This window comes from Allobosea sp. P1_A7 (assembly GCF_056406775.1).
Genome location: NZ_JBFTZN010000305.1, coordinates 1 through 7,004 on the forward strand (window position 1 = coordinate 1; position 7,004 = coordinate 7,004).

Annotated in this window: 8 protein-coding genes; all 8 read right to left on the minus strand. The window is 66.9% G+C overall.

Annotated features, from left to right (window positions below; genetic code table 11):
• The coding region (ccoS, locus tag AC1D34_RS32025; protein WP_476826411.1) for a cbb3-type cytochrome oxidase assembly protein CcoS at window positions 1-177 on the minus strand (177 nt) is incomplete at its 3' end.
• Entirely contained in the window at window positions 174-2,429 is a 2,256-nt protein-coding gene (locus AC1D34_RS32030) for a cation-translocating P-type ATPase (RefSeq protein ID WP_476826407.1), read from the minus strand. The genes ccoS and AC1D34_RS32030, both read right to left, overlap by 4 nt.
• On the minus strand, window positions 2,426-3,217 hold the full coding sequence (locus tag AC1D34_RS32035; protein WP_476826412.1) for a DUF2189 domain-containing protein: 792 nt from the start codon (window positions 3,215-3,217) through the stop codon (window positions 2,426-2,428). Before AC1D34_RS32035 ends, AC1D34_RS32030 begins: the two co-directional genes overlap by 4 nt.
• A 25-nt stretch (window positions 3,218-3,242) precedes the next feature.
• Window positions 3,243-3,449, minus strand: a complete 207-nt coding sequence (locus AC1D34_RS32040; protein ID WP_441508155.1) for a hypothetical protein — start codon at window positions 3,447-3,449, stop codon at window positions 3,243-3,245.
• On the minus strand, window positions 3,446-4,324 hold the full coding sequence (gene ccoP / locus AC1D34_RS32045) for a cytochrome-c oxidase, cbb3-type subunit III (protein WP_476826408.1): 879 nt from the start codon (window positions 4,322-4,324) through the stop codon (window positions 3,446-3,448). Before ccoP ends, AC1D34_RS32040 begins: the two co-directional genes overlap by 4 nt.
• 3 nt (window positions 4,325-4,327) lie before the next feature.
• Window positions 4,328-4,498, minus strand: coding sequence for a cbb3-type cytochrome c oxidase subunit 3 (locus AC1D34_RS32050; RefSeq protein ID WP_476826409.1), 171 nt, complete (start codon window positions 4,496-4,498; stop codon window positions 4,328-4,330).
• 4 nt (window positions 4,499-4,502) lie between these two features.
• Window positions 4,503-5,237, minus strand: coding sequence for a cytochrome-c oxidase, cbb3-type subunit II (gene ccoO / locus AC1D34_RS32055; protein WP_476826410.1), 735 nt, complete (start codon window positions 5,235-5,237; stop codon window positions 4,503-4,505).
• 4 nt (window positions 5,238-5,241) lie between these two features.
• The gene (ccoN, locus tag AC1D34_RS32060; RefSeq protein ID WP_476776864.1) at window positions 5,242-6,903 is read right to left on the minus strand and encodes a cytochrome-c oxidase, cbb3-type subunit I; all 1,662 of its coding nucleotides are present in this window, start codon (window positions 6,901-6,903) and stop codon (window positions 5,242-5,244) included.
• Window positions 6,904-7,004: the final 101 nt, after the last annotated feature.

The following is a 7,004-nucleotide window of genomic DNA, read 5'->3' on the forward strand; positions in this document are numbered from 1 at the left end:
CTCCCCCGTCGCGATCCGGTCGTCCTTGTCATCGAGGTCCTTGTCATCGAGCAGAATGCGTTCGGCCGCTCCGTCGAGATCCTCATACTGGCCGCTCTTGAGGGACCAGAGGAAAGTGGCGAGCGCTGAGGCGCCGAGCAGGAGGGCYAGGGGCACGAGGAAGACGAGGCTGCTCATTGGCCCGGCTCCGCGGCCAGCCTCGGCTCTGCCGGCATCGCGTCGGCCGGGCGAGGGGATCCGGCCTTATCCACTTTGAGACGCAGCGCATTGGCGACGACGAGGACGGAGGAAAGCGACATGGCGAGCGCCGCGATCAGCGGGGTGACATAGCCCGCAATCGCGATCGGCAATGCGACGGCATTGTAGAGGATCGCGAGCGCAAAATTCTGCCGCACCAGCWGGGCGGAGCCGCGCGCGAGCTTGAGTGTGGTCGGGATCGCGTCGAGCCCGTCATGCAGGAAGACGAAATCGGCTGCATTGCGGCCGATATCGGCGGCCGAGGCCGGCGCAATCGAGACATGAGCCGCGGCGAGTGCAGGGGCATCGTTGAGGCCGTCGCCGATCATCAGCACCTTGTGGCCCTGGGCCGCGAGGGCGGCGAGCCGCGCGACCTTCTGCGCGGGCAGCAACCCTGCGGCGACCGTGCCGATGCCGAGCCTGGCGGCAATGCTGTGCACGGCGGCTTGTGTATCGCCGGAGAGCAGTGCGATTGCGATGYCCTCGCTGCGCAACGCAGCGATTGCGGCCTGCGCCTGCGGACGCAACGTCTCCTCGAACACGAAGCTGGCGAGCAACGTGCCGTCGCGGCTGAGCACAGTGCCAGCCTCCTGGCTGCCAGCGCCTGCGGCAAGCGCCCATTCGGCCCGACCGAGGCGGTAGAGTTGTCCCTGCAGCCACCCTTCGATGCCGAAACCGGGATATTCCCGAAGGTCCGACAGCGCGGGGCCGCCGGCCGGCGCTGCAGCGGCAATCGCGCGCGAGAGCGGATGGCTGGAGCGGCGGGCGATCTCGGCCGCGATCGCCAGATCCGCCGGGRCRATGSCGCCGCCATTGACGAGGCGYGGCTGTCCGAGCGTCAGGGTGCCGGTCTTGTCGAAGGCGGCCATGTCGATCTCGGCCATGCGCTCGATCGCCGAGCCGTCCTTGACCATGATGCCRTTCTCGAACAGGCGCCGCGACGCCAKCACCTGCACGATCGGCACGGCGAGCCCGAGCGCGCAGGGACAGGTGATGATCAGCACGGCGATGGCGATGGTGATCGCACGGTGCCAGTCGCCGGTTGCCAACATCCAGCCGAGAAAGGTGAGGAAGGCCGTGGCGTGAACCACCGGCGAATAGAGCGCGGCGGCCCGGTCGGCGATGCGTCGATAGCCGGCGCGCCCGCCCTCGGCAGCCTCCATCAGCCGGATCATCTCGGCGAGGAAGGAGGTCTCGGCCCCGGCGGTTGCGGCAATGGTCAGCGGACCGGAGAGGTTGAGCGTTCCCCCGCGCACAGGTGCACCCATGGCCACGGTGCGCGGCGCGCTCTCGCCGCTGACAATGGCGCAATCCAGTTCGGATGTTCCCTCCACGACCACGCCATCGACGGGAATGCGATCGCCCGCACTGAGCGCGACGCGCATGCCCGCCACGATCTCGGCAAGCGGAAGATAGTCGCGGCTGCCATCGGCCCGCAGCACCGTTGCGCCGCGCGGCGACAGGCGCATCAGGCCACGCACCGCGGCACGCGCCTTCTCGCGCATGAGATGGTCAAGGGTCCGCCCGATCAGCAGGAAGAAGATCAGCGAGGTCGCAGCGTCGAAATAGGCATGCGGGCCGTCATGCAGCGTGTCGTAAAGGCTGAGACCGAAAGCGAGGCAGATGCCGATCGAGATCGGCACGTCCATATTGGTGCGGCCGTGGCGCAGCGCCGACCAGGCCGAGTCGAAGAAGACGCGGCCGGAATAGATGAGGCAGGGCAGGGCCAGCGCGGCCGAAATCCAGTGGAAGGCGCTGCGGGTCTCCGGTTCGGCGCCGGACCAGACCGAGACCGAAAGCAGCATGATGTTCATCGAACAGAAGCCGGCGACTGCCAACGCCCGGATCAGGCGGGCGCGTTCCGGATCGGACCGGTCCGCCTCGCTCTCGAAGAGGTGGCCGGGATGGCCGAGCCGGGCCAGCGCCACGAACAGGTCGGGGGCCTCCTCGCCGCGCCACTTCACGGCGACGCGCCGGGTCGACAGGTTGACCCGGACGTGCTCGACACCGGCAATCTGCATCAGGCCGGTCTCGATCGTCCGGATGCAGGCCGCGCAGTGAACGTCGGGAACGGAGAGATCGGCCTGCCTGAGGCCGTCGCCCAGCTCGCGGCTGGCGAGCCGGATTTCCTGCCGGGCCGCGGAACCGTCGAACGTGCCGGAGACGTCGAACGGCGGCGCGCAGCAGCTCATCTGATCGCCCGATAGCTATGCCAGGTCGCGTGGCCGAGCAGCGGGAAGACGATGATCAGCCCGAGCAGCCCGGTCGCCACACTCAGGAGGAAGAGCGCGAGCACGATCGCGCCCCAGGCGAGCATCACCGGCAGGTTGTTCCAGACCAGCGAGATGCTGGTGCCCATCGCGGTGAAGGCGTCGACCCTCTCGTCGAGCAGCATCGGGATCGCGAAGGTGCTGATGGCGAAGGAGAAGGCCGCGAACAGGCCGCCCGCCACCGTGCCTACCAGCAGCATCGCCCAGCCCTCCGGCGTCGAGACCAGCATGGCGAGGACATCCTTGAGACCGGGGAACGGCCGCAAGCCGAAGAACAGCGCATAGATGATTACCGCRGCCCGCATCCAGACCAGCATCAGCAGGCACAGGATGGCGCCGGTGTACCAGACCTGGCCGCCGGAGGCCGGCTTGACGAAGATCATGCGCGCGAGGCTGACGGCGCGGCCGGCCTCGATGTCGCGGCTCTTCTGGTAGAGGCCGATCGCCAGGATTGGCCCGACCACCATGAAGCCGGCGAGAGCGGGCAGCAGGATGTAGTCGAGTTCGTAGCGGAACAGCCCCCAGACGATGCCGAGCGACACCAGGAACACCGCCGCTCCATAGAGCAGGCTCGGCACGGGGCTGTGGCAGAGATCGCGCCAGCCTGCTCCGAGCCAGGCCAGGGCCGCGCCTGCCGGCAGGTTGCGCCGTCGCTGTGCGGCGAGGGGCAGCGGGATGTCCTGGCCGTTTTCGATCTGGCCGTCTTTGATCGTGCCCACGATGCTCCTCCCCGCTTCAGCAGGCCGGGCGGGCGGCACGAAACGTGCCTGCTTCGCCCGCCGATTTCGCATGCGGCACGCAGTCCGGCTGCGAACCRATRGCGACATAGACCAGATGCGCATTGGCGAAGGCGACGAGCGCGGCTCCTGCAATCAGCAGCGCCAGCCAGAGCGCCCGCCGGCTGCCGGGCCGCCGCGCTTGCCCGTTGGTTGCGGGGCTCATCGTGCGCCGTCCCGCAGCGTGCCGACATAGAGCGCAAGCARCTTGATGTCGGTCGGCGASAGGCGGCCTTCCCAGCTCGGCATATGRCCCTGGCGCCCGTTATGGACACTGTCGAAGACCGATTGCGGATCGCCGCCATAGATCCAGTTGGCGTCGGTCAGGTCCGGCGCGCCGAGATCGTGCCGCCCCTTGCCGTCCTCGCCGTGGCAGGCGATGCAGGTCGTTGCAAACACCTGCTTGCCGGCGGGCACACGCGCCTGGTCCGCCTCCGAGAGCGGMTGCCCGGAAAGCGAGAGGACATASGCGACGACGTTTGACAMCTGCTCGCGGTCGAGCATGCCATCGCGGCCGAAGGCCATCATCTGCGCGGCGCGCGTCTGCCCGCTTGTTCCATTGATTCCGACGCGGATGGTCTCGGCGATCGCCTCGGGCTCGCCGCCCCAGAGCCACGAGCCCGCGGCGAGATTGGGGAAGCCTGGTCCGCCCTTGCCATCGCTGCCGTGACAGACGGCGCAGTTGTCGCCGAACAGGGCCCGCCCGGTGTCGCGCACATGGCGCATCAGCGCGGGGTCGGCGGCGATCTCCGCGAACGAGGCGTTGGCGATGCGCTGGGTCCAGCCGGCGCGCTCGGCTGCCGCATCCTGGACCTGGCGGGCCACGATCTGGCGCTGGTCGTTGCCGAGCAGACCCTTCGTATAGGTCCAGCCGAGCGGCCAGGCCGGCATCAGCAGCCAATAGACCACCGCAAACAGCGTCGAGGCCGCCAGGAAGAACAGCACCACGCGCGGGATCGGCGTGTCGAGTTCCTCGATGCCGTTCCACTCGTGACCGGTCGTCAACTGTCCCGTGACGGGGTCCCGCTTCGCMTGGTCCATGTTTCAGTCCCYCGGCCTGTCGTCCTTGTCGAGAATGCTCTTCTTGGCGCGGTCGAAGCGGGCCCGGTTCGAGGGCCACAGAGCATAGATCAGCACGCCCGCTGCCAGCGCGATCAGGTAGAAAAGCCCCCAGCTCTTGGCGAAGCCGACGAGCGATTGATGATCGATGTCCATCGYCTCACCTTGCCGTGGMCGCCGTCAGCCGATGCGCCGCATCGGTCAGSCGGCCCAGGACCTGGAGATAAGCAACCACCGCGTCCATYTCCGTCAGGCGGCCTGGCTGCCCGTCGAACGCCCGCATGGTGGTGGCCTCGCCGTAKCGCTCGCTGACGCCGCTSGCATAGGGGCTRTCGGGGYKGGCCTGGCCATAGGCATCGGCGCTCGCATTCGCGATCATCGCATCGGTATAGGGCACGCCGACAACGCGCAGYGCGGCGAGGTGCTGGCCGAGATCCTCGGTTCGCAACTCGTTGCGCATCAGCCAGCCATATTTCGGCATGACCGATTGCGGCACCACCTCGCGCGGATTGATCAGATGCGCGACATGCCAGGMGTCGGAGTATTTGCCGCCGAGCCGCGCCAGGTCCGGGCCGGTGCGCTTCGAGCCCCACAGCATCGGATGATCGTATTTCGACTCGACCGCGAGCGAATAGGGTCCATAGCGTTCGACCTCGTCGCGCAGCGTGCGGATCATCTGGCTGTGGCAGGCATAGCAGCCCTCGCGGATATAGATGTTGCGCCCGGCCGTTTCGAGCGGTGTGTAGACGCGCATCTCGGGCGCGGTCTCGACCGTCTCGTGGATGGTGAAGAGCGGCGCGATCTCGACGAAGCCGCCGATCGCCGAGACGCCGATGATGGCCAGCACGAAGCCGATGGCGCTGCGTTCGAGCCTGCGATGGAAGAACTCGGCCATGGTCTCACTCCCCCGGCTGCAGCGCCGGCCCGGCCACTGGCAGGGCAGGCTGGTCGGGATCGGCCGCTTGCGGCGCAGTCCGCGCGCGCGCCATCCGGATCGTCATTCCGACATTGTAGGAGGCGACGATCGCCCCGAGCAGGAACAGCAGGCCTCCGACCGTTCGCGCGATGTAGTASGGATGCATCGCGACGACGCTGTCGATGAAGGAAAAGGCGAGCGTGCCGCTGGAGTTATAGGTGCGCCACATCAGGCCCTGGATGATGCCCGAGTTCCACATCGAGAAGACGTAGATGACGGTTCCCGACAGTGCGAGCCAGAAATGGACCTCGACCAGCTTGGGCGAATAGATCTGATCGACCTTCCACATCCACGGCACCAGCGCGTAGAGCGAGCCGAAGGTGATCATCGCCACCCAGCCGAGCGCGCCGGCATGGACATGGCCGACCGTCCAGTCGGTGTAGTGCGACAGCGAATTGACGGCCCGGATCGCCATGAACGAGCCTTCGAAGGTCGACAGGCCGTAGAAGACGGCGGCGACCATCATGAAGCGCAGCGTCGCATCGTCGCGAACCTTGTGCCAGGCACCGTTGAGGGTCGCCAGTGCATTGCCGGCCGAGGCCCAGGATGGCACCAGCAGCACGACCGAGAAGGTCATGCCCAGCGTCTGCACCCATTGCGGCAGGGCGGTGTAGTGCAGGTGGTGCGAGCCCGCCCACATATACATGAAGGTGATGCCCCAGAAGCTGATGATCGACAGCCGGTAGGAGAAGATCGGCCGGTCCGCCCGCTTGGGCAGGTAGTAGTACATCATCCCGAGGAAGCCCGAGGTCAGGAAGAAGGCGACCGCGTTGTGGCCGTACCACCACTGCGTCATCGCATCCTGCACGCCGGAGAACAGCGAATAGCTTTTCGCATGGCCGAACGAGACCGGCACRGCCAGGTTGTTGACGATGTGCAGCACCGCCACGACCAGGATGAAGGCCATGTAGTACCAGTTGGCGACGTAGATATGCGGCTCCTTCCGCCGCTGCAGGGTGCGGATATAGATCAGGAAGTAGACGACCCAGACGACGACCAGCCAGATGTCGGCATACCATTCGGGCTCGGCATATTCCTTGGACTGGGTCAGCCCCATCAGATAGCCGCTGGCGGCGATCACGCAGAACAGGTTGTAGCCSAGCAGCACGAACCASGGGCTGATCTGATCCGGCAGGCGGGCCCTCGTGGTGCGCTGCAGCACATGGAAGGAGGTGGCGATCAGCGCGTTKCCGCCGAAGCCGAAGATCACGCCTGAGGTATGGACGGGSCGAATGCGRCCGAAACTCGCCCAGGCGGCGTCGAAGGTCAGGTCGGGCCAGGCGAGGAGCGCGGCAACCCAGACCCCGAAAAACATGCCGACGACGCCCCAGGCGAGGGCGAGCACGATGCCAACCTTGGTCGGGTCATCGTAGTAGTGCRCCAGRCGCTCATCGGATGGCTCCGGCTCGAAATACTTCGACAGGACCAGGAAGACRCCGCCGAGCCCGCAGAGAAGGACGATGACGCCATGAACCCCCATGAGGTCGTCGTGCCCGGCGATCGCCATCACGAGCCCGCAGAAGGCGACAAGCGCTGATATCGTGATGGCACTCTGGCGTTCTGCGACAGTCAGCCCGGCAACCATTCGCTCTCCCCCCGGTCATCACACAGCGCRGCTCGCGGTGCTCGAGAGAGGGACCGGAAGGTCGAAATCCGGACCGCGTCAGCCAGTGAATACTTGTCGAG